Origin of the sequence: Variovorax gossypii (genome assembly GCF_003965815.1) — a bacterium.
Lineage (GTDB): Bacteria > Pseudomonadota > Gammaproteobacteria > Burkholderiales > Burkholderiaceae_C > Variovorax > Variovorax gossypii.
In genome coordinates this window covers 145,273-170,304 of the sequence record NZ_RXOE01000004.1, presented here as the reverse complement: position 1 = coordinate 170,304, position 25,032 = coordinate 145,273, and the positions used below count along the sequence as shown (strand labels likewise).

General features: G+C 64.2%; 24 protein-coding genes. 10 read left to right on the top strand and 14 right to left on the bottom strand.

Translation table 11 applies throughout. The features are described from left to right. Positions 1–43 precede the first annotated feature (43 nt). From EJP69_RS17580 to EJP69_RS17570, 3 genes are all read left to right on the top strand, one after another. Positions 44–1,465 carry a cache domain-containing protein gene (locus EJP69_RS17580; RefSeq protein ID WP_126471777.1) on the top strand — a complete coding sequence of 474 codons (1,422 nt, stop codon included), beginning with the start codon at positions 44–46 and terminating at the stop codon, positions 1,463–1,465. Then, entirely contained in the window at positions 1,462–2,103 is a 642-nt protein-coding gene (locus EJP69_RS17575; protein ID WP_093197607.1) for a response regulator, read from the top strand. The genes EJP69_RS17580 and EJP69_RS17575 overlap by 4 nt, the downstream gene beginning before the upstream one ends. Before the next feature lie 368 nt (positions 2,104–2,471). Then, the gene (locus EJP69_RS17570) at positions 2,472–2,720 is read left to right on the top strand and encodes a hypothetical protein (protein WP_240652187.1); all 249 of its coding nucleotides are present in this window, start codon (positions 2,472–2,474) and stop codon (positions 2,718–2,720) included. Between the two features lie 457 nt (positions 2,721–3,177). On the opposite strand, the gene EJP69_RS17565 is transcribed toward EJP69_RS17570, so the two are convergent. The 5 genes from EJP69_RS17565 to EJP69_RS17545 all read right to left on the bottom strand — a co-directional run bounded on the left by EJP69_RS17565 (position 3,178) and on the right by EJP69_RS17545 (position 10,547). Further along, the gene (locus tag EJP69_RS17565; protein ID WP_126471775.1) at positions 3,178–4,023 is read right to left on the bottom strand and encodes a hypothetical protein; all 846 of its coding nucleotides are present in this window, start codon (positions 4,021–4,023) and stop codon (positions 3,178–3,180) included. A gap of 25 nt (positions 4,024–4,048) precedes the next feature. After that, positions 4,049–5,137 carry a hypothetical protein gene (locus tag EJP69_RS17560; protein WP_126471773.1) on the bottom strand — a complete coding sequence of 363 codons (1,089 nt, stop codon included), beginning with the start codon at positions 5,135–5,137 and terminating at the stop codon, positions 4,049–4,051. A 368-nt stretch (positions 5,138–5,505) separates the two neighbouring features. Continuing rightward, positions 5,506–7,617 carry a family 16 glycosylhydrolase gene (locus tag EJP69_RS17555; protein ID WP_170217151.1) on the bottom strand — a complete coding sequence of 704 codons (2,112 nt, stop codon included), beginning with the start codon at positions 7,615–7,617 and terminating at the stop codon, positions 5,506–5,508. A gap of 76 nt (positions 7,618–7,693) precedes the next feature. Next, the gene (locus EJP69_RS29505; RefSeq protein ID WP_338067641.1) at positions 7,694–8,545 is read right to left on the bottom strand and encodes a glycosyltransferase family 32 protein; all 852 of its coding nucleotides are present in this window, start codon (positions 8,543–8,545) and stop codon (positions 7,694–7,696) included. A gap of 574 nt (positions 8,546–9,119) precedes the next feature. Beyond that, positions 9,120–10,547, bottom strand: a complete 1,428-nt coding sequence (locus tag EJP69_RS17545) for an SEFIR domain-containing protein (RefSeq protein ID WP_126471768.1) — start codon at positions 10,545–10,547, stop codon at positions 9,120–9,122. Between the two features lie 408 nt (positions 10,548–10,955). On the opposite strand from EJP69_RS17545, the gene EJP69_RS17540 reads away from it, so the two are divergent. The 5 genes from EJP69_RS17540 (at position 10,956) to EJP69_RS17520 (ending at position 14,165) form a co-directional block, all read left to right on the top strand. Continuing rightward, the gene (locus tag EJP69_RS17540) at positions 10,956–11,666 is read left to right on the top strand and encodes a phytanoyl-CoA dioxygenase family protein (RefSeq protein WP_126471766.1); all 711 of its coding nucleotides are present in this window, start codon (positions 10,956–10,958) and stop codon (positions 11,664–11,666) included. 176 nt (positions 11,667–11,842) lie between these two features. Next, positions 11,843–12,688, top strand: coding sequence for a class I SAM-dependent methyltransferase (locus EJP69_RS17535; protein ID WP_126471764.1), 846 nt, complete (start codon positions 11,843–11,845; stop codon positions 12,686–12,688). A gap of 114 nt (positions 12,689–12,802) precedes the next feature. Continuing rightward, a complete protein-coding gene (locus tag EJP69_RS17530) occupies positions 12,803–13,426 on the top strand; it encodes a DUF938 domain-containing protein (RefSeq protein ID WP_126471762.1) in 624 nt (207 codons plus the stop codon). A 77-nt stretch (positions 13,427–13,503) separates the two neighbouring features. Further along, positions 13,504–13,869 carry a hypothetical protein gene (locus EJP69_RS17525; RefSeq protein ID WP_126471760.1) on the top strand — a complete coding sequence of 122 codons (366 nt, stop codon included), beginning with the start codon at positions 13,504–13,506 and terminating at the stop codon, positions 13,867–13,869. Between the two features lie 50 nt (positions 13,870–13,919). Further along, on the top strand, positions 13,920–14,165 hold the full coding sequence (locus EJP69_RS17520; protein ID WP_126471758.1) for a hypothetical protein: 246 nt from the start codon (positions 13,920–13,922) through the stop codon (positions 14,163–14,165). 43 nt (positions 14,166–14,208) lie between these two features. Here the strand turns inward: EJP69_RS17520 and EJP69_RS17515 are convergent, their stop codons facing one another. Continuing rightward, positions 14,209–14,487, bottom strand: coding sequence for a hypothetical protein (locus tag EJP69_RS17515; protein WP_126471756.1), 279 nt, complete (start codon positions 14,485–14,487; stop codon positions 14,209–14,211). Positions 14,488–14,683: 196 nt separating this feature from the next. Between EJP69_RS17515 and EJP69_RS17510 the strand changes: the two genes are divergently transcribed. Together EJP69_RS17510 and EJP69_RS17505 are read left to right on the top strand one after the other, a co-directional pair. Then, on the top strand, positions 14,684–14,971 hold the full coding sequence (locus EJP69_RS17510) for an HU family DNA-binding protein (RefSeq protein WP_125946996.1): 288 nt from the start codon (positions 14,684–14,686) through the stop codon (positions 14,969–14,971). 174 nt (positions 14,972–15,145) lie between these two features. Further along, positions 15,146–15,685, top strand: coding sequence for a C40 family peptidase (locus EJP69_RS17505; RefSeq protein WP_126471754.1), 540 nt, complete (start codon positions 15,146–15,148; stop codon positions 15,683–15,685). A gap of 27 nt (positions 15,686–15,712) precedes the next feature. Here EJP69_RS17505 and EJP69_RS17500 read toward each other — a convergent pair whose 3' ends face one another. The 8 genes from EJP69_RS17500 to EJP69_RS17465 form a co-directional block, all read right to left on the bottom strand. Then, a complete protein-coding gene (locus tag EJP69_RS17500) occupies positions 15,713–16,384 on the bottom strand; it encodes a DUF2894 domain-containing protein (protein ID WP_240652186.1) in 672 nt (223 codons plus the stop codon). Between the two features lie 34 nt (positions 16,385–16,418). Continuing rightward, positions 16,419–17,084 carry an OmpA family protein gene (locus EJP69_RS17495; RefSeq protein WP_126471752.1) on the bottom strand — a complete coding sequence of 222 codons (666 nt, stop codon included), beginning with the start codon at positions 17,082–17,084 and terminating at the stop codon, positions 16,419–16,421. Further along, positions 17,081–19,969: a DUF802 domain-containing protein gene (locus EJP69_RS17490; protein ID WP_126471750.1), complete on the bottom strand. Its 2,889-nt coding sequence runs from the start codon at positions 19,967–19,969 to the stop codon at positions 17,081–17,083. Before EJP69_RS17490 ends, EJP69_RS17495 begins: the two co-directional genes overlap by 4 nt. After that, positions 19,966–20,700, bottom strand: a complete 735-nt coding sequence (locus EJP69_RS17485) for a DUF3348 domain-containing protein (protein ID WP_126471748.1) — start codon at positions 20,698–20,700, stop codon at positions 19,966–19,968. The genes EJP69_RS17490 and EJP69_RS17485 overlap by 4 nt, the downstream gene beginning before the upstream one ends. Positions 20,701–20,827: 127 nt before the next feature. After that, positions 20,828–22,111 carry an FAD-dependent oxidoreductase gene (locus EJP69_RS17480; RefSeq protein ID WP_126471746.1) on the bottom strand — a complete coding sequence of 428 codons (1,284 nt, stop codon included), beginning with the start codon at positions 22,109–22,111 and terminating at the stop codon, positions 20,828–20,830. A gap of 83 nt (positions 22,112–22,194) precedes the next feature. Beyond that, positions 22,195–23,571: a DUF5666 domain-containing protein gene (locus EJP69_RS17475; protein ID WP_126471744.1), complete on the bottom strand. Its 1,377-nt coding sequence runs from the start codon at positions 23,569–23,571 to the stop codon at positions 22,195–22,197. Next, positions 23,568–24,389, bottom strand: coding sequence for a DUF6502 family protein (locus tag EJP69_RS17470; RefSeq protein ID WP_126471742.1), 822 nt, complete (start codon positions 24,387–24,389; stop codon positions 23,568–23,570). The genes EJP69_RS17475 and EJP69_RS17470 overlap by 4 nt, the downstream gene beginning before the upstream one ends. Before the next feature lie 116 nt (positions 24,390–24,505). After that, positions 24,506–25,021: a GspH/FimT family pseudopilin gene (locus EJP69_RS17465; protein WP_093197564.1), complete on the bottom strand. Its 516-nt coding sequence runs from the start codon at positions 25,019–25,021 to the stop codon at positions 24,506–24,508. Between the last annotated feature and the right edge of the window lie 11 nt (positions 25,022–25,032).

Below are 25,032 nucleotides of genomic sequence, written 5' to 3'. Positions count from 1 at the left end.
CCGGCCCGGCGGCCTCCAGGCGCGGTGGTAGCCTTGCCACCCGATGAACCTCCGCACCAAGATCGTTGCGCTCGCCGTCGCACCGCTGCTCCTGGCGCTGGTGCTGGTGGCCCTTGCGGTGCGCCACCAGGAGAACGACCTCGCCCAGCGCGAGCGTGCCCTCATCGAGAACAGCTACATGGCCCAGCGCCGCAGCGAGCTGCGCAGCTACGTGGACCTGGCCGTCAGCAACCTGATGCCGCTGTACGAATCGGGCCAGGACGACGAGGCCACCCGCAACGAGGCCCTGCGCCGGCTGGCCGCGCTCAACTACGGCGACGACGGCTACTTCTTCGTGTACGACCTGGAGGGCAAGTCCCTCATGCACTCGCGCCAGCCCGAGCTGGTCGGGCAGAACCTCTGGGAGCTGCGCGACTCGCATGGCCGCTACACCATCCAGGAGCTGATCAAGGGCGCGAAAGAGAACGGCGGCGGCTACGTCGAGTACGAATGGCGCAAGCCCTCGAGCGCGCAGCTGGCGCCCAAGCTCGGCTACGTGACCGCCATGCCGCGCTGGAACTGGATGGTCGGCACCGGCCTGTACCTCGACGACATCCAGACCACCATGGACACCCTCGACCGGCAGGTGAACGCCAACGTCACCGCCACGCTGCTGTGGATAGCCGGCATTGCCGCGCTGTGCCTCGGCGTGGTCAGCGCCGCCGGCCTGCTGCTCAACCTCAGCGAGCACCGTACGGCGGAAGCCAAGCTGCGCCTGCTCGCGCGGCGCGTGGTGCAGTCGCAGGAAGAAGAGCGCGGCCACCTCGCGCGCGAACTGCACGACGGCACCAGCCAGACGCTGGTGTCGGCCAAGCTGCTGATCGAATCGGCCGTGGAGTCGCTCGACCGCCAGCAGCAGCCCACGCCGCCCGCGCTGGTGAAGGCGCTGCAGCGGCTCAACGATTCGCTGATAGAGGTGCGCCGCATCTCGCACCGGCTGCGCCCCGCCTTGCTCGACACCCTGGGCCTGCCCGCCGCGCTGGAGCGGCTGGTCGACGAGTTCAGGGAAGAGGGCGGCGGCGTCGATGCCTCGATGATGATCGGCGGCGAGTCCTTCGAGCTGCAGCCCGAGGTGAAGACCGCGCTCTTCCGCCTCACGCAGGAGGCGCTGACCAATGTGCGCAAGCACGCGAACGCCCAGCATGTGCACATTGCGCTGAACTTCGACGAAGAAGAAGGCGTGCGGCTCGAAGTGAGCGACGACGGCACCGGCTTCGACATCGAGGCCGTGCAGCTCGACCCGAGGCGCGGCATCGGCCTGCGCAACATGCGCGAGCGCATGGAGGCCATCGGCGGGCGGCTCACCATGTGCAGCAACGCCGGGCGCACCTCCATCGAGGCCGAGGTGCCAGCACGCAGCGCGAGGGCAGCAGCGGCCGAACAGAAACAGCAGGCACACGCGCCCGCATCAGGCGCCAGAGCATGACCACCGCCAAGACCATCCGGCTCTTTCTTGTCGACGACCACCCGCTGGTGCGCGACGGCCTGCGCGCCCGGCTCGGCTCCATGCCCAATCTGGAGATCGTCGGCGAGGCCGGCAGCGCCGCCGAGGCACTGGAGCTGGTCGACAGCGTGCGGCCCGACCTCATGCTGATGGACGTCGGCATGAAGGACATGAACGGCATCGAGCTCGCGGAAGTGCTGCTGCAGCGCCAGAGCGCGACGCACATCGTGATGCTCAGCATGTACGACAACCCCGAGTACGTGCAGAAGGCCTTGCAGGTGGGCGCGCGCGGCTACGTGCTGAAAGACGCGCCCGCGGCCGAGATCGTCGCGGCCATAGAGGCCGTGTCGGCCGGCGGCACATTCCTGAGCCCGGCTGTGTCGAAAAAACTGTTTCGCACGCAGGAGCCGAGGCCGCTGCTCACGCCGCGCGAGAGCGAGATTCTTTCGGCGCTGGGCCGGGGCGAATCGAGCAAGCAGATCGCGCGCGAACTGGGCCTGAGCGTGCGCACGGTGGAGGCGCACCGGCAGAGCATCAAGCGCCGGCTGGGCATCGAGGGGCAGGCGGAGCTCATCAAGTACGCGGTGGAACATGCGCGCGAATTCGGGCGCGATTCGTGAGTTGATTCAGCCGCTTCTGCAGCCTCTTTTTCGCTGATTGACCCAGCGACTGTCAGCGCTTTGTGTACTGGCGCTGCGGCCTCGCGATTACTCGAAGGAATCGAGAAATTCTGGGCAGAAAGTTATTTCTGCGCGGGGCTGGTCTTCTATACAGTGAATGCCCCTGTGGTTGAACGACCCACCAAGTGGGCATGGAGGGCAGAGCACACAAAGACTTCTCTTGAGTGAACCGCATTGCCTTGCGGCGGGCTGTTGGTGCGACTTGCATCGACGCGAACGTGAGGCACAAAAGGCGACGGCCAAGGTGCGCGAACACCTCAGCCGTCTAACCAAGTGACGTGCAGAACTTTGGAAAGAGAGCACACCAAATGGCTAAACGAATTATGGCCGGGCCTGCAAAGCCGGCATCCGCGGACGCGACCACGACACGGGACCCGTCCGGTCTTCTGGAGAACAAGCTGGAGCAGTTGAACTCGCTGCTCTGGTGCTTTTACGGCGCCGGGGATGGATGGTTCCAGGAGGCGGGGGAGGCGCATCGGGAGAATCTGCTTTGGATTGCTTCGGATTTGGCGCGGGAGGCGGTGGCGCTTTATCAGGAGGTGAGTCCGGCTGGGTGACCGGGCTCAGGGCGCCGAGTCTCTGAAGGTGGCTTGGCGCTTGCTGTGGAACTTCGGCCCTCTTCGCGGCTTTCCGCTTTGCAGCGATCTCGGTCGGTCGGCGCGAGGCGTCGTCCGACCGGTTCTCAGCGAGTTCCGGTCATCGAGGAGCGGGCCGGGTCATGCTTTGTCTGACCGGTCTGCGGGCTGTACCTGCCGTTCGTTTTGGTCACGCGGGCCAAATTGACTCCGGCCTCAGCGGACGTCTGCTTCCCGCGCCTCTGAACTCACACAACTGATCTTGAGCGGCCGGTCGACCATTTTGAGTGGTTTGCCTCAAGCTGCCGCTCAATGTTGACGTTGTCGGATGGCGAAGCCGCTCCATTCGAAATGCCAGTTGGACATCACGATACTGCGCACCGTCGCAGGGTTTGCTCGACGAGCAGCCGTGGCCGAGGCCATCGGCTGCTGATGTAGGCTAAGCGTCATGCTGCATCAACGCGGCGAATCGTCGTTCCTCAAGTTCTGGCAGGCGCTGCTGTATAGCGACGAGCACTTCCCAGAGCCCCATCTTGCCTATCGACCAAACCAGTAGCCCAAAGCGTTCGTCGCCGGCGCTCTGCTCGACGATGCTCATAGCCTTCTCGTTCGGGATCGTGCGGCCGAGCTTTGCCAACACATAGCAGTATGAGACGCTGTCCAGACGTTCCAACTCGTCTGGAAAGTCGGCGTCTAGCTCTGCAAGTCTAAGGAAGAGTCTTGAGAGCATCCAGCCTTGGTCGAGGGACGGCAGCAGTTCCGACTTCATAGATGCCAGATCCGCAGCAGGCAGCAGCTTTACTAGGAGCCACGCACACTCTGGATCTCCCCACTCACGCCATGCGGCCACGATGATCGACAAATCAGGCACCTTGTCTTTGCCAATCAGCCTGTAACCTCGACGTCGAATGCCAACGAAACGAGAGCGAACGAATGCTTCTTGGACCAAACGCCGCTTTTTTCGAGGGAGAGTCGGGCAGAGCGAAGAAAGCGAGTAGGCAAGAATTTGGCTAGTGCGTCCGTCGGCGGATTCAACTGCCCTCAGCAACTGACGGACAAGAGTGTGATGTTCACGCCGAACCCCCGCTTCCGCATCTTCGACAACCTTTCGAAGCAGGGCATCTCGCAGGCTTGAGGTCCTCGTGGCCTCATCCCGAAGGAGCGTTGCTGCATCTTCGGGTGCGAGGCAACGCGCCACGGCTCGAAGTAGGCCGATGTCATCGACGACGGCCTGTTCAGCGAGATGTCGCAAGAATGCAAGTGGGTCGCTGAAGTCCGTCTTCATGGAGCCTAACGTTGAAGCGGGGCCGCTAGGCAAGCGGGCCAAAAGGAATGTTGCGCAGAGTGGGGTGCTCGCCGACGTAGAGGTATGAAATGGCGTGCTTTCCGAGCGTTTCGGCGTATGCCTTTGAGAACTTACCGGTAGCTTGAACCGCGCCAACCCCCGCACCCACCCAGGCAGTGATGTCTCCGGCGAGGCTGCCGAGGCTGCCGAGGCTGCCGAGGCTGTAGAGCGCGACCATCTCTTTGGAGAAGAGCACTTCGCGCTTGGCCATCCCAAGTTCCTCCTTGAGAAAGGCAAGGTCGTCGCGCATCTCGCGTTCGAAATCAGCAGCGATGTCCCGGCGATCTTCCGGCGCTGGCGCCGCCAAAGCGCGTTCCGTGGAAGCTTCAATCTTGGCCGCGAGGTTCTGCCGAAATTTTCGGTAGTGGTGCCCGGCAGATCCTTCCTCGCGCTTCCTCATGGCGACGATGTTCTCCAATGGAATGCCGTCGGTTCGCACCGTGTTGACGGCCAGACTGACCAAGCCGGCCTGAGCAGCGCTCAGCTGACCTGAGTCGATGTTGGTCGGGGGGGTGGGCCGCTCAGCTGCAATCATCTTCCCCATAAATTCATAGGCGTCGGACCTATCAGTGATCTTGCCCTTCGCGTCGCCGGCGCAGGCGTCTGCCAGCAGCGACATCAGCAAAAAGCCGATCAATGGCCGGGCGTAGTAGTCCTCATCGGGGCCTTGCAGTCGCACTAGGCTCGCAGCTTCCAGCAAGCGCCAAGTCTTGTGGGCCAGCTTCTCAGGGTACATGCCGTAGCCTGTAGCGAACTCACGGATCTTGCGGCCTTTGACGACAGACTCCGGGACTTGCGTCGTCACCAGCCAGTCGGGCAGCGGGCGTCGAAGCAATTCGACCACTCTCGCGTGCACCAGTTCCTTCTCTTGTTGGCTCGGTACGTGGGCGTGACACAGCAAATCGAGCGCTTCCAGTTCGATCCTCGGTGCGTCGTCGAAGAAGAATTCTTTTACCGGCGAGACAAAGTCAACCTGATCCCAGAGCAGCAGGGATGTCTTGAGAAAGTTCTCGTTCCTGATCTGCGTGTGGGGGTAATAGACGGCGCGCCTCATAGTTTGGACTCCTCTGCCCAGTGTGGCGCCGGATGTTACGTTGCGCAAGCGGCCGACTCTTCGATTGCGACGGTCGCGCGCTCGCGCAGCCGACACTCGGACGGTGTGTGCACGGGCGACACCACAAGATGGCCGGTTTACGCGCGCGATCCGACAGCGAGGCCGCCCTGTTGCTGCGGACCGCTCTTGGCGGGAGCAGTCGCGGAGGCCCCAGCGGCGAACGCCTCAAATCAGTCTGGAGCGGGCATACCTGAAGGGCTGCAATGCAGCGATTGCCGCCATTCGGAGTATGACGGTGGAGGGGCCGCTGCAAGCCAAGAAGCGGACACATCTAATCAGCTCGGCGACAACTGCTACAGCCTATGCATTCAGGCCAATGCCACCGGTGATACAGGCTCTGACCTGAGCGTGGGTGGGATTGGTTGCGGGATATCGTCCCCGTGAATTGCGTTAACGCTGATTCTCCGAACGCGCGCTGTTGCCGGGAGTATGCCGAGCACCAGCTGGCCAGCTAGCTCGCGGGAACGGGTTGGCCACGTGTTCACGTGCAGCGTCATCGGCAAGTCCGGAATAGGCGTTGGGTCCCAAAGTACGCGTCGATGGACGATCTGGCCATCAACAAGCCAGCGGATTTCATTGGGCTCCCAGTCGATCGTGTAGGTATGCAACGCTTTTGAAGCGTCGAACCCTAGGTCGATGCAAATGGGTGTCCCACGGTAGCCGTAATCGAACTTCGCGCCGTCTGAACCTGGGTTGTAAAACACGTTCGCCAGCATTCGATCCGGGCGGTCGCCAGTGATCTCCACATCGATCTCTTGTCTAGGTGAATCCCGATGCAGGAAGAAGCCGGTGACCAGACCCGGGACGTCCGTAGCTTGCAGGGTTACCTCGAAGCGACCGAACAGGAAGCGGTCACGGCTGGAGACTGCCGCCGCGCTCAAATTCCGAACGCCGAGCGGAGCCTGCTCAACCCGCAGTTCAACACCGCCGGCCGGGCCCGCTCGGACGTTCGCAGGGCGAAACAGGGCCAGGTTTCCAGGAAATGTGTCGTCGCGAAGCACCCAACGCGAAGTGCTGAGGTCGACCAGATCATCATCGAAACGCGTCAATACGATCGCCGACTGTGCCGGTAACTCTACAGGCTCCGTGTCGATCCCTCGCCACTCGCGTCGCTCCGGTGCCACCCACGGTGACACATCGTGTCGAAGTCTTTTCGCTGGTGCAGTGCTATTGATTGCAGTGCGTCGGTGCGTGCGGTAACCGCGGTCGGGAATGGAGGGATAGCGAGCGATAGGCGGTGCGAGGCGGAGATACTCACAAAGGGCAGGCCAGTCTCCGGCGAGCTCGTCTAGGTGCAGCACGCCCTTCCCAATCACGGTGAGAAGTTCTGAAGTTCGGGCGGCCTGTTGGTTGAGCTCGCCGAGCACGATGAACCTGGCGCCTGGATATCGTTCCCTAAGCCTCGCAAGGTGCGGTGCGAGCGAGGCGACATTGACGTAAGCGTCGAATATGCGACCGCGCCGCCCGTTGAGCAGCCGGTCCAGTTCCGAGTGAGGCAGGTCGTCTAAGTCGCTGCAGCAGCGATAGCCGAGCATCGACAACGCCATTGCCAGCGACGACAGGCCGGAGTTCTGAGCACCAAACGCAAATACGGGAGACTCGGTGGGGCGCTGGTGAAACGTGCCGGGAGTCGTATCGTTGAGGATCCCGATCTGAGTCAGCGCAGGCAAGATTGAATAGGAGTTCGTCGACTGCAGGTCGAGCCGTTGGGCGATGACGGAGCGGCGCACGGCGCGCACGTCCATCAAATGGAACTGTTGGTTGATCCACAGATCGACCGGTCCGCGACACGGAAGAAGCGAAAGGAGTCGTTGCGCACCACGCTTGGAAAGCACGCATCCGGACAAATACCAAAGCCCCCGCTCGGGACGGAAGACGTTCGGCGAAAGGGGGGTCTTTGGGGCGCCATGCCTGACCTCCTTGTACGACAAGTAAAGCACGTCAAAGGAAGGATCGGCCTGATCAGCTGCCTGCATTTCTCGCCAGGCCACGTCGACTAGCCGCCCGAATCCCCGTTCGAACCAGACGTCGTCTTCCAGAACCAGTCCATACGGTGCGTCCGAGCTTGCGATCTTCCTCCAAACATCAATATGCGACTGGGCGACAGCGATCTCTGCATCGCTCATTCGGATCGGCCGATTCAGATCAAAACTTGCAGGCAACATGTGCGGCTGTGGTTCGACGAACAACTGATCGGCGAGTGTGTAGTAAGGATCGATGTCTGGGCTTTTCAGCATGCCTGCTGGGGCGGCCCGGGCGTCGCATGCCGCGTGCCGAATAAGCCGCTGGGACAAAGGTTGACCTGCGGCGTCGACAATCCGATGTAACTCATGCATTACCGCCGCCAAGCGCTCGGGCTGTCGGTCCAGATTGATCACGTAGATGTCTGCGATTTGACCGCTTTCGGCGGCGAATGCCATCGACTTCTGCGTTGGCAGAAATGTGCGTGCGCGTAGAAATAGTGAATGAAGTAGTCGCCGTGCGATCCCCAGTGGCTCAAATAGATTCATTGAAACTTCTGCACGCGGCGTGAAAACTTTTGCCGTTTGAAAGACGCCAATTCCTCGTATCCCTGCGGTAGCTCAGTGGCCACCGCGAGACAGCGATGGAATCCCAGCCTTTCAACACCTGAATCTGATCGTTGCCTTCTGATGCCGCTCCCAACTCGAAAACTGCCCTCGAAAGGTTGCCCGGACCTGTAGTGGACTGGATTTCAGGGAGCTCACCATCCGCAGCGTCGTTCAAGAGCTGAGTCGCCCGCTCAAGTGCGCGCCTTATGATCGGATCTCTTGGACAAGCAACTAGCGGATTGTTGTTGAAGTAGAAAATCCAACCGTCGTCGTTTGCGCCTGCTTGCAGAAAGTCTCTTGGACTCACCATCGAGTCGGATTCGATGTCATAGCAGAGTGGCTGCACTTTCAGACTACTCCCATCAAACAAGCTCGAGATATCTCTCGCCATGCACACATCATCCGCATCGACATACATCCCGCCTTCGACGAACAAGTAGCACAGTCGAAAATAGTCAGCCTGCATCGCGGGGTGGTAGCAGCGTGTGAACGCGCGCGCGTGATCCGGGCCGAAAGAGCGACCGATAAACTGTGCCGCACTTTCGGTGTCGAACACACGATGGACGAAGCCACTAGTTTTCCACCTGGACCAGGTGGCAATGCACTCCCGAACGTCTTCGGGTAATTTAGCGAGGTCGTCCCAGAATTGCACAATGGAACTGGGAACGCATCGCGCGTCAGACCTAGTGGCCTGCGGTACCGACGATCTTTGGACAAGATTCCTAATGAAAGCCGAGCGCTGCTGATGATGGACGGGACTGTCTGATTCCGATTCCATTGCGGCTACAGTGATTTTGGTGCGTGCACTATGGCGGGCATTACCGGCCTTGTCCATATCATTCGTTTTCGAGAAGAGGCTCTTGGTGGCGGTCGCAGCGGGAGCCGCTACTTGGCAACGGCGCTCCAGCACCGCACCAGTCGTCGGTGAGGCTGTTCTGCTGCACTGCGATGGCCGCGTTGCGCCATGCCCCTCGGGCATGATTGTCTCTTTAGAGGAGCGGGACTAAGCATGCTGACCATCACGCATCATTCCGCCCTTGCAGGAGTGCATGGGCGGCACTGCCCTAAAGGGCAGGCCCATAATGTCAGCAGTTCAAGTGAACGGCTGTCCAGCTTCAGTCCTCCGTTTTGCTGGACTCAGAGACAGCTTTGGGTCGAAGCTAGCTGCGTATCCCATCCGTGCGAAAGACGGCTCCCAGTCTTTGCCGGCTTCTCGGGATAACGCAGCGCGAAGCGATTGGTGTGCTGGAAGGCATGAGCCGGCAAGATCCGGTCAGATTCTTCCTTGTGCGCTGGATGGCCGAGTGCCCGATGCGGTCGGTCGCGGCGCTCGGTCCAGCCGAACCTCCAGTTCAGCGACGGGTAGCTATTGCATCTGGAAGCATCAAGGCAGCATAGCTCAGCACGTTGGAGCCGAGCCGAATCCGTCGGTATCCCATTGGACCGTTGCTTGTTACGAGTTCCCGAATCGGATCCAGCGATTCGATGCCGAGAACCTCTTTCAACTGTCCGAAAAATTGCTCTGACTGAGCACGGATGAAGACTTCGAGCGCTCGGTGGTGACTCATATAGATCCATGTCAGTGGGTACCAGCGGTCATCGCCGTTTGCGAGTTCAGCACGAAGATGGATCAGCAGATCCGCCTGCAGAAACTGGTCTCGAGGCAACACTCCTGATGAGGTTCGCTCCTGGAGCGTCTGCCCGAAGGGGGTGTGATATTCGGAACCTTCAGGCGTTCTGAGCTCTTTGAGGCGATCATCGCCCTGCCAAAACACGGCGTAAGAATCGCGTTGGCCGCCGCGGTACCCATTCTTGATCGCGCCGAAGTAGGGCGCGGCCAGAAGACTCTTCGCCAGTTCGAATTCTTCGCGCCAGATAGCTATGCCTACGACGGACACGAAAAGCTCGTGAGCTAGCAGCTTGAAGTGGTCGGTTGACTCTCGGTCTCTCTTCGCCGGGTAGCACCGTGCCAAAAGATCGTCAAAGAAACGGACAAGATGCATTGACAGCTTCTGTCGCGAAACGGACTCGTGATCGACGGCGTCTAAGACAACCCTCACAAACTCATCCTTTGCTTGCCTGAGAGCTTCAAATTGCTTCACGACCAGACTGTTTGTCGCACGAGGATCTAAGATGGCAAAGCGGTCAAGATTGCGGCAAAAGCACTCCAAGTACTCTCGAAACAAGTTTGCGGAGTTCGCGCTGCCGCCCCTGGCCGCGCGACGAAACTGACTCGCGGTGAACTCGGTGCCAAGACCGACTTCAGGCTCATCGGTCAAGAATGACGGCCTTGTCCCCAAAGGTGGTCGCTGATGCAGGGGCTTGTCGAAGATCCAGCGCAGCAATTGCTCCAGGTTGCTGTCAGCTAGCTCATCAGTGCTCATGTCGATGAATATTCGCCCATGGTAGTAAGTCGGCACGAACGGCTCGCCACTTTCGGAGCGCTCTCTGACGACAAGCGCGAAGCGACCTTCGTCTTTTCCAGAATAAAGCTTGGGGGAGATGATCTGGGCTTCGGTCCCCGCTCCGCCGCGGCGGTCATTGGACTTTTCAGCATAGATGCGATCCGAAATGATGATGACTTTCCTGATTGCAGAGTCATTAACAATTCGCTCCATGAACTGGTAGGAGTTTTGCCCTTCCCTTAAGTCCCATTTGTCAAGAATGATGTCGACGCTGGCCTCTACAAGGCGTTGGCAAAAATCCAAAACCCACTGCTCATGGTCAGGACTTGACCAAGCGTATGAGACAAAGACCTTTGGGCTATCACTGGAGCTCATGATACGTTCCTCATTTACGGCCCCCTCATTTTGAGTGAAATGCCTTCGCGCCCTGCGGCAACTTGGCGATCTTGCATAAAGACTTCAGCCACTCCACCGGTCTGGTACGGTTGAACCGGCTTGATTCGGGCGTGGACTCGATCAGTCGGCCCGATGCTATCCAGGTCCGGATGAGCGGCTACTGCGGTAGTGATTCCAGCATTGCCCAAAGTCGGCTGCTGTTGTTAGCTGTCGCTCACGGCAACTTCTGCGACCGACAGCATTCAGTCTGAAGCCGCCATGCGGTAGAACGGGCCTGGTGACTGCTGCTTGACCGCGAATTTAGGCCTAGTCACCGTGTGCGGCAGCGCAGTACGCTTGATTCAGCGGCCTCATGTCCACTCTTCGCCTGCTGCCGCAGGAATAGCTATGAACCAATTTCAGAAAAGTTTTTTCATTGACAGCGGACACCAGCGACTGGAAGGCTTCCATTCAAAGAAGGCGGTTGCCGGCATCAGGGGAAAGTTGCTCGATGAGTTCAAGCGGCTGAGTTCACAGCGAGGAGGACAAGGTTCGGCGAGCTCTCTGCAAAAGCTCCCTGTCTTTCAACAGATCGGAAAGCTGTCCGCGCTCGTCAAGGTTCCGGGCCTGCATGAAACGCTGGCCAATGCCGAACTGATCGACTACATCACTCGTCTAGGTGGCCGCGCCCCATCCAGCGTTCAAGAAACACAACTACTCCTGTCCCCACTCAACCAAGGCGCCTCGACACTCGAAAACCTGAACTGGCACGTCGACATCGCCGCAAACCCCAAAGGCCCGCTCCCCGGAATACAGGCCTTCTTCCTCATCGACGACGTAGCCCCCGGAGGCGGCGCGACGCTGGCACTTGCCGGCTCGCATCGCGTCGACACCCAGGGCATGCCCACATCTTCCCGACTGCGCGAAGTGCTGAAGACCCCCGGCGACCTGAAGCGCAATCTCGATCAACTGGGCATCGAAATCATCGAGATGTCCGGCCGCGCAGGCGACGTCTTCCTGATGGACATGCGCGTGCTTCACACGCCATCGGTCAACTCGACGAAGAACGTGCGGATGATGGCCACGACCCGCTTCTTCTTCGACGGGCCTTCGCGCTAGGCCACTCCACGTCACGACGTTGACGAGGCCTGCAGACAGGGCCACCATCGCACAACGCGGCCGATGCCCGATCAGCCCGCGCACCTGTTGCAGCCACCCAGCCAACCCCGGACTAGGTAACCCCAACAGGGCACCCAAGGGCACTTGCTCCGAACAAGCCTTCAAGGAGACACCCCATGCCCGAAACCGACAAGGTATTCGCGGGTTCGATCCCGAAGTTCTACGACACGCTCATGGTCCCCCTGATCTTCGAGGCCTATGCCCTCGACATGGCGGAGCTGGTCGCGGCCTCTTCGCCCGGCGCGGTGCTCGAAACGGCGGCCGGCAGCGGCGTGGTCACGCGGGCGCTTGCGCCCAGGCTCGGCGCCGGCGCGCGCTACGTGGTGACCGACCTCAACCAGCCCATGCTCGACTACGCCGCCACCCGACAGGGCGGCGGCGCCGATGGCAACGGCGGCAGCAGCACCGGCAGCATCAACATCGAATGGCGGCAGGCGGATGCACTCAAGCTGCCGTTCGAAGATGCTTCGTTCGATGTCGTCTGCTGCCAGTTCGGCGCGATGTTCTTCCCCGACCGCACCGCCGGCTATGCCGAGGCGCGCCGCGTGCTGAGGCCGGGCGGGCACTTCGTTTTCAACGTGTGGGACCGCATCGAGGAGAACGCCTTTGCCGACGAGGTCACCAACGCCATGGCCGAGCTGTTCCCGCAAGACCCTCCGCGCTTCCTGGCACGCACGCCGCACGGCTATCACGACGTCGCGCTGATCCGCGAGGACCTGCGCCGCGCAGGCTTCACCAGCATCCAGATCGACACGCGCGAGAAGCTCAGCCGCTCACCCTCGGCGCGCGAGGTCGCCACCGCCTATTGCCAGGGAACGCCGCTGCGCAACGAGATCGAGTCGCGCGACGCCAACGCGCTCCAGTTGGCCACGGACCGCGCGGCACGGGCGATTGCGAGCCGTCATGGCGAAGGGCCGGTGGCCGGCAAGATCCAGGCGCATGTGATCGTGGCGGCGGGGTAGGGGTGCAGGCCGCACGGGTGTGGCCTAGCCAGCCCTGCAACGTCGACCGTGGAGCTGACAGCGGGTACAAACTGCAGTTCCCGATCTCGCCCAGCCGCTCTTCTTCGAATTCAAATGTCCAGTCTTCCCCACAGCCCCGCCGCCGACCGCAACAAGCAGCCGATCCTCGACGCACTCGCCGGCATCCTCGGTGAGCAGGGCGCCATGCTGGAGATCGCATCCGGCACGGGCCAGCATGCCGTCTGGTTCGCCACGGCCTTGAGCAAATGGACCTGGCAGCCCACCGACGCGGATGCCCGCGCGCTGCCCGGCATCGCAACTCGAATCGCGCAAGCCGCATTGCCCAATCTCCGGCCGCCGGTACTGCTCGACGTCACGGCGCCTCAATGGCCTTCGCAGGGCTTCTCCTTCGTTGATGGGGAAGAGAAGTTCGACGCGATCTACTGCGCGAACATGCTCCACATCGCGCCCTGGGCCGCGTGCATTGGGCTGATGCAAGGGGCGGCCCGGCATCTGCGTGCCGGCGGGGTGCTCGTTACCTACGGGCCTTATTTCGAAGACGACGTGCCGACGGCACCGAGCAATCTGGCGTTCGACGAAGACTTGCGTGCGCGCAATTCTGCGTGGGGCATACGGCGGCTTGCAGATGTGGCTGCACAGGCGCAGCGGGTGGGGCTTGTGCTGCGGGAGCGGCATTCGATGCCTGCCAACAACTTGCTGCTGGTCTTTGGCCTTTGAGCTTTTCCACAACGAAACGTGAGGCTGCAGTCGCAGCCTTCTGACATATGCCATTGCCACACCGTCGCAAGCTGAGCGTGCAACAACAGAACGCGTTGGTCGAAGAGTCGATCCAGCGAGAAGCCATCCATTGGAGGCAGAACCCTCTTCCCGAAGCACTCAGGGTCAGTGGTCTCGAGCGAGGCGTTGAGTGGGAGAGATCTATCGTCATTGGTTTGGACATCGATTTCCCTGGAATGCCAAGGCTGTTCGGTTTGCTGCTTACGCAAGATGAGAGATTCGTGGACTTCGCAGTCGACACCGACGAGACTCACAAGATCATTGAGTCAGTGGAAACTTGGCGAGACGTGACCGAAGCCGAAAACACGAATCTGCGCAATCGTGGAATCGGAGCGGGGCGTGGAGCGCTCGCGATCAAGGTGCTTCGAGCGCTGAACAGCTAGAAGATCAAAAAAATGAGGGAGGTCGGAGCCGTTTGGCCCGGTTCCATGACGTGAATGCAATTCTTCGAATTTTCTCTATTGCTGCGGGTGCACTACTGCTCGGATTCGTTTCGAACCTCGGCCTGATGGGTATCGGCCATTGGTACGAAATGAACATGGCACGCAGCGAATACGACCTCTCCGACGCATTCATGATTGCCGTCTTCGTGCAGGCGCTTTGCGTCGTTGTCGGCGGATTCATCGGCAATTGGCTGTACCGGCGGTGGCGCAACAGGAAGGCCTCGGCAGCGGACTGACCTTGCTCCGCGTGTTCTTGCATTCGCTATGCGGTGTTCAGCCTCACCGCCAGGGCGACTCCATCAGAGCCACGTCCTCGAACGACAACTCCCGCACGGCACCACCGTCACGCGGCACCGCAAACCAGCAGCGCCCAAGCGGTATCCGCCCATTGGCGTACATCACGCGAACCACCGCTTCCTGCGCGCCAAGCCGCAACACATGTGCCCCAACCGTCCGCTCCGCGTGCGTGAGCGCGAACTCAGCCAGCGCTCGCTCGCATGCGAGCCGGTGCCAGCGCCTGTGGTCCTGCCAGGCCCGAAAACGTTCGAACAGCCTCATCGTCGGTACTTTTCATCCAGTCCGGGCCGGAGTTTCGTGCATCCACAACGTGCATCGATCACGATGTTTCACTTTTGAAACGCGGGTGTGTGTCTTCATTCCTCGACGGGGCGTTTAAAGTTCGAGCCCGGTGCGCCCCGTGCGCACCTGTTTCATTTCAATCCATTCATCGTCCGACCAAAGAAAGACACCCGTTTTGAACAAGACCGACCTCATCGCCGCCATCGCCACGGACACCAACCTGAGCAAGGCCGACGCCGCACGCGCGCTCGACTCCGCCATCGACAACCTGTCGCGCGCGCTGGCCAAGGGCGACACGGTGCAACTGATCGGCTTCGGCACTTTCGCCGTGGCCAGCCGTCCCGAGCGCGAAGGCCGCAATCCTTCGACCGGCGAGAAGATGACCATCAAGGCCAGCAAGGCGCCGAAGTTCACCGCCGGCAAGGCGCTGAAGGACGCGGTCAACGCGCCCGCCGCAGAGTAAGCAAGTAAGAAAAGAGACCCAAAAGAACGTGCAGGAGGCACGCGCAGGCCTCTTGCCCACGCATCCCTCCGTGGCGCCCGCGCAGCAGTGCGGGCCGCGGAGGGCCGGCATCTTCAGGAAACCGTCGCATTCCGCGCTAGAGTTCGTGCAGGTTCACGAGCCCAGCCATCCGACATGTACGACGCGCCTGTGCCGACATCCTCATCCCCGACCACATCGCAGCAGTGGCTGCTTCGGCTTCTTTCGATAGGGGCATGCCTTCTGTTCATCGGCTGTGCGAGCCCCTCGGGGCCACGACAGGGCGGCGGCCCCGGGCCCGTCATCGGTGGCACCAGCACGTTGACAGCCGAGCAATCGAACAGCATCGCGATCCACGCGCTCGGCCTCGTGGGCACGCCGTATCGCTACGGCGGCAACACGCCCGACGGAGGCTTCGATTGCAGCGGGCTCATCGGCTACGTATACCTCAACAGCGTGGGTGAATCGCCGCCTCGCACGGTGGCGCGCATGACGGCCTTCGGCAGCCCGGTGGCTGTATCCGAGCTTCGCACTGGCGATCTCGTGCTCTTCGGCTCTTCCACGCCCTCGCATGCGGGCATCTACGTGGGCAATGGGCGCTTCGTGCATGCGCCTTCGACGGGTGGCGTTGTGCGGCTCGATCGGCTCGATGGCGTGTATTGGTCGCGCCAGACGGTGCAGGCGCGGCGGCCCTGAGCTGCTTCGGCTGAGCGAGTAGAGGCCTCAGCCGGATTTGCTGCCGCGACCGCTCTTCTTCGCGCCCTCGGCACGCGGGCTCGCAGCATTCGCCGCTGCAGCAGCACCACCATTCAGCTGCTCGACCCACGACAACGCATCGACATACGCCATGAACCGGTTGAGGTACTCCGGCGACATGTCGCGCATGAGCGTGAGCGAGCGGTGCACGAGCTGGTGCGAGTTGAGTGGGCCGGCGTTCTGGGGCACCTTCGCGCGCGATTGGTTCAGCCGCCGGTCGGCGCTGAGCTTGGACCACGTGCTCTTGAAGTAGCGAATCGACTTCAGCTCGGCGGCTGGCGCAGGCGCTGCAGCGCGAGAAGAGGGGCGGGGCATTGCCTTGCCCGTTGCCGTTGTCTTCGCTGCCGTTGCTGCCGTTGTTGCGGGAACGTCGCCGGCAGCCGGCGCATGCTTCGCGATGTGCTCGATGAGCTCAGCGAATGCGTCGCGCCCGGGCTCAGCCGGCTGTTCCGCAGCTTCAGCGGACTTCGCCTTTTCCTGATCTTCGCCATACGCTGCAAGCAGCGCGATTACCTTGTCGTCGACGATGCGCCGCACTTCGCCATCGAGCACAGCCGCGCGCCGGGCCATCGCCTCGATGACGCGAAAGCGCACCGGATCGAAGCGCTGGTCGCCACGCGCGAGCGCCGCGGCGACCATGGCGCCGGTGTCGCGAGTGGTGGCTTCTTCCTGCTCAGTCACGAGGCTTCGCGCTGGCGCTGGAAGAAGAAGGGCGCGGCGTGGGCGCCATTTCCACGCGACGGTTCTTGGAGCGGCCATCCGCATCGGTATTCGACGCCACGGGCTGTTCGGAGCCGAAGGCGGCGGCGAAGATCGTCGACGACGGCACGCCGGCCTCGATCAGCGAGCGCGTCACGGTCAGTGCGCGTTGTGCCGACAGCTCCCAGTTGTCCGCGAACTGGCGTGCGTTGTCGCGCATCTGCCGGTCGTCGGTGAAGCCGCTCACCATCAGGATCTCGTCGCGCGACTTGAGATAAGTGGTCAGCGGCGCGGCCAGGCTCTTGAGCAGCTGCTTGCCCTCGGGCTGCAGCTCGGCCGAGTTGAAGGCGAACAGCACGTTGCCGCTGATGCCGATGCGGCCGTTGGTCAGCGTCACGCGGCCCGCGGCAAGCGGCGCCGCCAGGGCCTGCTCGAGCGTCTGCAGGCGCTTGGCCTCGGCCTGTCGCTGCTTGACTTCGGTCTCCAGCTTCGACGCCAGCTCCATCTGCATGCCGAGCGCACACACGAGGATGAGCACGAAGGCGCCGAGCAGGCCGGCCATGAGGTCGCCGAACACGGCCCACACCGGCACGCCGGGCTCGTCGAAGCCGGCCTCGATGTCTTCGCGGGTGCCCATCATGCTTCGCTGTCCACGGGCGCCTGCAGTTGCTTCTCTTGCTTGCTGGCGATCTGCTGCATGTCTTCGACGATCTGCTTCTGCGACATGATGCTCAGGTCGATCACCTCGCGCGCCTGCGCGACGTAGTAGGCGAGTTGCTCGTCGCTGCGCGAGATCGATTTGCCCAGCGCGCCTTCGATGCGCTGCAGGTGGGCCGCGAGCTTGTCGTTCGACTGGCTGAAGAGTTGCACGGCGAGGCCGAAGGCCTCACCCAGGCTGGCCACTTCGACGGCGCTGCCGGCGATCTGCGCGGCCACGTTGCTCATCTTGTCGGACTCGGCTTCGGCCTTCTCGGTGAAGCGGCTGCCGACGCGCTCCAGCATCTCGGCCGATGCCGACACCAGCGTGTCGATGGCCGCGCGCTGTTCGGTCGAAGCGTGGTTCACCGCGTCGAGCAGGGTGGAAAGGGTTTCGAGGATGCGGCTGCGCTCCTCCAGCATGGTGTTGTCGCGCGCCATGCTGTCGGCGAGCTTCTGGCGCAGCTCCGTCACCACTTCGGCCGCAGCCCGTGGCGCTTCCGATGCGGCCTGCAGCAACTGGGCGATCTCGGTGACGGTGCTCTTCGCGTGCGCCTCGGTCTGCGCCGACATGTCGCGCGCGGTCTGGGCCATGGTGTCGAAGAGCTGCTGCTGCTGGCTCGCGTTGTGCGCGTTGGCCTGCTGCCATTCCTGCTGCAGCGAGGCGGCCATGGCGCCCAGCGATTGCGTCCATGCCGCGAGGCGCTGTTCGTCGCGCGACGCCATCTGCGACATCGCGTCGGCAGCCGCCTGCGGTGCCTCGGCGGCAGCCTGCAGCAGCCGCGAGGTCTCGGCAACGGTGTTCTTCGCGTGCGTCTCGGTCTGCGCCATCGTGTCGCGGGCGGTCTGCACCATCGTGTCGATGAGCTGCTGCTGCTGGCCTGCGTGGTGCGCGTTGACCTGCTGCCATTCCTGCTGAAGCGACGCGGCCATGGCGGTCAGCGATTGCGTCCAGGTCGCGAGGCGCTCTTCGTCGCGCGATGCCATCTGCGACATCGCATCGGCAGCAGCTTGCGGTGCCTCCGATGCAGCCTGCAGCAGCCGCGCGATCTCGGCGACCGTGCTCTTCGCGTGTGCTTCGGTCTGGGCCATCGTGTCGCGTGCGGTCTGCGTCATCGCGTCGATGAGTTGCTGCTGCTGGCCCGCGTGGTGCGCGTTGACCTGCTGCCATTCCTGCTGCAGCGATGCGGCCATGGTGGTCAGCGATTGCGTCCAGGCCGCGAGGCGCTGCTCATCTCGCTGTGCCATCTGCGACATCGCGTCGGACGCGGCCTGCGGTGCCTCGGCCGCGGCCTGCAGCAGTCGTGCGATCTCCGCGACGGTGCTCTTCGCATGCGTCTCGGTCTGCGCCATGGTGTCGCGTGCCGTCTGCGCCATCGTGTCGAGCAGCTGTTGCTGCTGGCTCGCGTTGTGCGCGCCGGCCTGTTGCCATTGCTGGTGGAGCGAGGCGCCCATGTCGGTGAGCGATTGCGTCCAGGCCGAGAGGCGCTGTTCGTCGCGCGCTGCCAGCTCGGTCTGCAGCTTGGCGTGCGCCTGGTCCACGGTCTGCAGCAGCGATGCGGTGTGCTGCTCGAACGCGGCGGTGGCGGAGGTAAGGGCCTGGTGCGCATCGCCCGACAGCTTCTCGCTGACCTGCTGGTGCTGCGCGAGCGCGTCGCCCCAGGTCTTCGACACGTTGCCGACGGTGCTTTCGAGGCGCGCGGAGACGCTGTCCACCAGCGCGGCGGAACGCTGCTCGAAGGTCTGCGCGAAGTGGTCGTGAGAGCCGCGCACGTCCTTCGACAGCGCTTCGCTGGTGTGCTGGTGTTCGGCGAGCGCGGTCTTCCAGGTGTCGGCCACGCGGTCGGTGGTGGCCTCGAAGCGGCCGGAGAGGCCGTCGAGCTGCTGCTGCACGGTGCTCGAGATGGTCTGGTGCAGCGCGGCCGTTTCGCGCGCGATGCCGGCCATGGTGGCTTCGACCACGGGCTGGATCGCGGCGCCCGCGACGCGCGCGCTCTCGGTCAGGCTCTGCTTGAGCGACTGGTCGACGGAGGAAGCGAGGTTTCCGTACACGGCCTCGGCCTTGCTGTGGAAGCTGTCCTGGCTGGCTGCGAGCCGGTCACTGAGGGACTGGTTCTGCCGTTCGATGGCGTGCACCATGGCCTGCAGCTGGCCGATCATCTCGGGCATCGCGTGGGCCTGCTGCTGCAGCAGCTTGAAGGACTCTTCGCGCTGGTGCGTCTGCGAGAAGACGCGCAGCACGGTGGCGATCTTCGTGTCGAGCAGTTGTCCGGCCTGCAGGCGCTCGCGGCGGCTTAGTGCAGAAGCAAGGCCCAGCATGGCCGATGCGGCCACGCCCGCCACCGAGGTGCCGAAGGCGAGGCCGAGGCCCTTCACGGGTGCGGAGAGCGAATCGCGGATGGTCTGCAGGTCGGTCGAGCTTTCCAGCGCGAGGCCGGTGCCCCGGAGCGTGACCACCATGCCGATGAAGGTGCCCAGCATGCCCAGCAGAACCAGGAAGCCTGCGAGGTACGGCGTGAGGGCGGGGCCCGGCAGGCCCACGCGCTCGCCTTCGATGCGCAGGCGCACGGCGTTGCGCAGCGAGGGATGCAGCCTGTCGAGCCAGGTGCCGAGGCTCTCGGGCGGGGCCGAGAGGTCGGTCGTGGCCTGCGTCAGGCTGTCGGTGGCCTGCTGGAAGCGGTGCAGCTCCAGCGCGCCCATGATGTAGAACGCGCCGATGATCAGCGTGACGGCCAGCGCCAGCGGGTTGGTGCCGATGTATCCGGCGCCCACCCAGCCCACGACGGCAAGGCCAGCGACAAATACGGCGTAGTGGAGGAATCGGGTCATGAGGTCCTGGTGGCCTGGGTGCGAAGGGCATCGAGCAGCCCTTCGACCGGTTGAAATCTGAAGTCCAGTTCGGCGAGCAGCACGTCCTGGGCGTCCTTGCGGAACACGTCCAGCCACTCGTCGGCGGGCTGGACACTGTGGGGGTTGTCGTCTGTCTCGGATGCTTCGGCGTCGGCTTCCGCCGGCGGAGCTTCGGCGGCCTTGCGCAGGCGCTCGAAGTGCCGCTCGAGGATGCCCGGCACGGCCGACAGCAGGCTGTATTCGCGCGCTTCGAGCACCTGGGCCATGACCACGTCGACCGATGCGAGCCGGGCCATGGCCGGCGACTTCGCCGCCATGGCCGCGCGTAGCTTGCCGCGCAGGGTGCTCGCACCCGCTTCCATGGCCTGTTGCCGGGCCAGGTAGCGGCGCTTGTAGGGGGTGAAGTCGGAAGCGGCATCCTTGCCGGCGCCGAAGGTGTCGTCCTCGACGATGGCAGTAGCCAGTGCGGTCTTGACGCGCTGGCATTCGCTTTCTTCGTTGTTGCGGGGGGCGCGGAGGCCGGTTTGCGGCGTTGCCGGGGCACCGTCGAGCGCGGCGGACAGCGAGATGGCGTCGGTCCAGCCGAACCACTGGCTCAGCCGGTCGGCGGTGGGTTGCGCGGGTTCCCGGGCGTCGACGTTGGAAAGCCTTGAGAGCAAGCGAATGAGCGCCGAGCCGTTGAAACCTGTGCGCCTTGAAACTTGCTCCATGCCCCCTGAAAGCGCCCGAATGCGCGTGATCCGAAAAACCCGGCAGTCTACAACAGGGCCCTCTGTCCGAGCCCTCCTGCCAAGGCCCGTCAGGCCCCGGCTATGTAACGAAATGCCAGTTTTTTCATCATGTGCGCGGCGAGCGCGGCGAAGTCACGTGTTCGGGCCGCAGGCCCAGCCCAACGGCCCGCGCCGGCAGCCGGCGAAGCAGCGGCCAGCGCGCAAGCAGGCGCAGGGGCAAGGGCAGGCGCCGCGGGCCTGTCGCCGGCTTGCCGTCGAGCACGGCCATGAGCACGCGGTCCTGTATGAAGCGCTGCACGGCCTGGGTGACCTGCACGGGCAGTTCCCTGCGGCGCTGCAATTGGGGCAGCAGGGCGTCGATTTCCTTCTCGGTCGCGTCGCCGGCCAGCGCGGCGGCCAGCAGGTTCGCCGCAGCCACGGCGTCCTGTACCGCGAGGTTGATGCCGACGCCGCCTACCGGCGACATCGCATGCGCGGCGTCGCCGATGCACAGCAGGCCACGGCACGACCAGCTCTCGAGGCGGTCGACCGTCACTTCGAGCAGCTTTACCGAATCCCAGTCGGGCAGGGCGGAAGGCAGCCGGTCGGCCAGGAAGGGCGCGATACGGCCGATTTCCTCGTGGAAGGCTCCGATGCCGCGCGACCGCAGCGCGTCATGGCCACCCTTGGGTATGACGAAGGCGCACTGCCAGTAGTCGCCGCGATTCAGTGTCACCAGGAAGTGGCCGCCCGCGACGTGGCCCGCGGTGGCCGACGGGTCGCCGGCCAGTCTCGGAACGGCCATCCACAGCACGTCGATGGGCGCGCCGAAGCTGATGTGCGGCAGCGCCGCCGCATCGCGCAGCGCGGAATGCCGGCCGTCGGCCGCCACCACCAGCGAGGCGTGCAGTTCGACGTCGCGCGGCTGGCCGGCATGGCGGCCGAGCCGCACCTTCACGCCGTTCACGCGGCCCTTGTCCTGCAGCAGGCCGACGGCTTCGGCGTCGGTCCAAAGCTCGAAGCCCGGGTAGCGCCGGGCCTCGTCGCACATGAAGTCGAGAAAGTCCCATTGGGGCATCAGCACGAGAAACTTGCTGTGCGAGGGCAGGTGCCTGAAGTCGGCCACCGCGACGCTGCGGCCCTCGAAGGTGGCCCGCAGTTCGTCGATGCGGTCGTGCGGGCGCTGCAGGAAGGTTTCGAGCAGGCCCAGCTCGTGCAGCACTTCGAGCGTGGACGGATGCACGGTGTCGCCGCGAAAGTCGCGCAGGAAGTCGAGATGCTTCTCCAGCACGACGACCGGCACGCCGGCACGGGCCAGCAGAAGGCCCAGCACCATGCCGGCGGGGCCGCCCCCTGCGATGCAGCAGCGTGGCGTCGAGGATGCGGGCGCTTGGGTGGTTGGCGTGTCCATGGCTCCGATCGATCCGGTCGCGCCGCGGACGACGTGGCCTGGGTTGCCCGGCACCGCGCAGTACCGGGCTCGGCCCCCGTGGCTCAGGGTTGCGCGAAGGTAACGCGCTGGGCGATGAGCACGCCGTCGACCACGCGGTCTCCGACTACTGTCACGCGCTTGCCATTGCCCAGGTCCGCGGCGGTGCCGTTTTCGAAGATGGTAGCGGAGCCGCTGGCATTCACGCGCTGGCCCCGCACCATGAAGTCGGCGGCCGACTGGTAGCCGGCGACGGGGCCGATCACCGTGAAGGACGCCGGCCCGCCCGTGCCCGGCACGTAGCGGATGCGCAGCTTCTTCGCCACGAGCACCTGCCCCGAGAGGAAACCGTCGACCTCGACCTTGACGCCGTTGCCGATGGAGCCGGCCGGGCCGCCGGTGATCTGCGCATTGCGCGCGTCGACCTTGTTGCCGAGCACGCGGAAGTCGCCGAGCGAGGCGAAGTCGGTGGCGACGCCCGCGAGCTGGAGCGCGATGCCGTCGGCCGTGGGGATTGCGTACCAGCCCTTGACCGTGGTGGCGGTGAAGTGGCCGGCCACCGGTGCCACAGTGCCGCGCACGCGGACGATGGCGCCTTCGGCCAGGCTGGCGGTGTCGAGGCCGGGGCCGTAGTCGACGGTGAGCAGGCCGAGCGAGAAGTGCCGGCCGACAAGGTCGAGGTTCTGGACGGTGCCTGTCACCAGCGGCTCGACGGAGCCCGGCGCGATCTGGACGCGCGTGGCGCGCAGCGTGCCCGGCGCGGCGGGCAGGCCCCAGACCTGGATCACGTTACCGTCGACCAGGTCGGCCGCGCCGTTGGAGTCGCCCCAGACGGTGGCGGTGTCGGTGGTCACGCGGCTGCCCATGACGGTGAAGCTGCCGTTCGAGAGGTCGATGGCGGAGACGGTGCCCCGCAACTCGGCGGCCGAGACGACCTGCGCGGCGGTGCCGCTGGTGAAGTTGGCGTCGACCTTGCCGGCGATGCGCGCGCTCATGCCGATCTGCAGTTCGCTGGCGTCTTCGATGGTGAAGGTGGCGCTGTCGGTGTCGTAGCGCAGACCGTTGAGGATGACGCTGCCCAGGCCGTCAGCGGCGCCGATGCCGGCGGCGTCCGCGCTCACGCCGGTGCCGCCCGAACCCACGCCGGAGCCGTCGCCGTTGGTGTTGCCTGCGGTGCTGGTGCTGTCGCCGCCTGCATTGCCGCTGCCGGCGCCCGAACTGCCGCCGGCGTTGCCGCCCGAGGCGTTGCCGCCGCCACCGCCGCCTGTGTCCGTGCCAGCCGTGGTACCCGTTGCCGTGCCAGAGACGCTCGCAACGCCGGTGCCGGACGCTCCGCCGCCGCCGCAGGAAAGAAGCATGGCCATGCCGCCTGCGAGCAGCAGGCCGCGCAGGACGCCGTGCGCGAACCGGAAGGGGCGTGTGAATGTGAGGATCGTGTTCATCGTGAGGGCCCGCTCTTCTTCGGCGCGGCTTCGTCGTCTTCGTAATAGGTATAGATGCCGACGCGGATGCGCGCCTTGCTGTCGGCGGGCGCGCGGTCGACGGCCTGGGTCATTTCGCGGGCCAGCTCGTGATGCAGGCCGGTCCAGCGTTCGCGCGCGAGGCGCTCGATGTTCGCGCAGTCTTCCAGCGTGAGCCCGCGCGCGTACACCGCGCGCTCGAGCATGCGGGGCGATTCGCCCAGCGTGTTGGAAACGGCCGCCAGCAGGTGATCGCGGCCGTTGTCGCCCAGGAAGGCGAGCATCGACTGGAGGTCTTCGACCGGAACGAAGCCGTCGGACATGAGCTCGGCGACGCCGCTGTCCTCGGCCACCATGTTCAGGCGCACCAGCTCATCCAGGATGGTGCGGTGATGGATGTTGCCGCGGCTGGCCAGGCGCGCCACGCGCTCGAACGAGGGCTCCTCGCTCTCGGTGGTCACGGGCAGGCGGCGCAGTGCGTCGTCGCCGGTCATCATCTGCAGCCACAGCGTGAAGGTCTTGGCCGCGGCCGAGAGCTCGGTGTGGGGCAGGGGGTCGACGGTGGAGCGGACCTTGGCGGTGACGGCCTTGCGGTTCAGGCCGGTGGTCACCGAGATCTGGCTGAGGTTGGGCCGCTTCACGCCCTGCTGGCGCCAGGAGCGTTGCGCCTCCTCGATGAGCAGGTCGCGCAGCAGTTCCTCGAGGTGCGGGTGCTTGACGCCCATGGCGAGCGCCAGCCGGACGACCGGACGAAGGATGCGAGCGCAGGCGGCAAGGGCCCAATCCAGCCGGTGTTCCATGAATGCGGTCGTTGCTCCTGGGTTCGTGAGTTCTAAGTTCCAAGACAGGGGGGCGGGCCGCCATCCAACCCCCGTCGCTGCGCCGTATTGTCGTTGGTCCGCCGGGCCGCTTTTTCCTAGGTCGACGTGCAGGTCCCGTCGTTCGACTTCGTGACGTTGGTGCGCCCCGTCGCGCTGATGCTCACGGCGCGCGACTGGTTGGCGCTGGGGGTGGTGCGGCAGATGGTGATCCGGCTCTGGCCCGCGCCCATGCCGGTGGCCTGGAACACGATGGCGCTGGCGCCGCCCGCTTCGCGCAGCAGGTAGCCGGAGGCCGCGGCGCTTTCCACGCGCAGCACCTGCGTGCCGCTCAGCACGATCCAGCCGGCTTCCCATTGCCCGTTGGTGCTGCAGCTGGTGCCGTTGGCCGAGGCGCACAGGGTGACCGGGGCATTGCGCTTGATGGCCTCGCTGCGCGCGAGCTGGCTGCCCGAGACCAGCGAGGTGGCGTAGCCGCTCAGGCGCGTGGACAGCCGGATGCTGTCGAACGAAGGCACGGCGATGGCGACGAGCACCACCAGCACGGCCAGCGTGACCATCAGCTCCACCAGCGTGAAGCCGTGCGCGCGGGCGGTGCGGGGGCGGTTGCGCATGTTGCCGGAGC